The following is a 765-nucleotide window of genomic DNA, read 5'->3' as shown; positions in this document are numbered from 1 at the left end:
TTTGTAGAGTACCACCAGATCCAGCCATCATTACAGTACCATGTTGCGAAGTATCTGTTTCTTCGCTTGCAGTAGCAATTTCATTCGAAAGTAAATTATCCCCGATATATTGAGAAACTTTAGCTCCTGTTGTTATGGATAATCCAAATGCTAAAATAGCGACACACACTACTTCTACTACGAATTGCGCTATCAGTTTCCACTTTTTCTCTCCAATAGACAATAGAATTCCCATTTCTTTACGACGTCCTTTAATTGATAGCATAATGATTAATCCTAAAATAATTGCACCTGCAATCGATACAATATAAATAATCATTTGAGAAGTCGAAGAGATATTTTCGATAGGACCAATCATTTGCTTGTACAATGAATCATGCGCATCTAATTTATAATAATTAAAATCAATGTTAGATTTTTTTGCTTCTTTTTTAAATGCATCAATATATTGTGGATCATTCAAGAAATACACGACTTGACCACTACTTATACCTTGGTCTACTTCTAATTTTTTCATAGTTGAATGCGGCATATATAGTTTATTAGCTGGATCCATAATAGGAGGAGCCTGTTGACCCATTGCTTGCTCATTTGTTTCGTAAATGCCGATAATTTCAACCTCAAGAGTTTCCTTCTTATCCCCTGATTGTACTTTAACTTTGTCTCCTACTTTCAAATTGTTTAATTCCGCTAATCGTTTTTCCATTAAAGCTACATTCTGATCCTTCATTTGCTCTGTTATTGGTTTTCCATCAATGATTTTAC

At 33.7% G+C, this 765-nt stretch carries 1 protein-coding gene; it reads right to left on the bottom strand.

The window, feature by feature from the left end:
- Positions 1-765: ABC transporter permease (locus tag HMPREF1014_RS29220; RefSeq protein WP_000585863.1), on the bottom strand; the 765-nt coding region annotated here is incomplete at both ends.

This window comes from Bacillus sp. 7_6_55CFAA_CT2 (assembly GCF_000238655.1).
GTDB lineage: Bacteria > Bacillota > Bacilli > Bacillales > Bacillaceae_G > Bacillus_A > Bacillus_A cereus.
The sequence above is the reverse complement of the archived record's forward strand: the minus strand, read 5'-3'. Positions and strand labels throughout refer to the sequence as shown.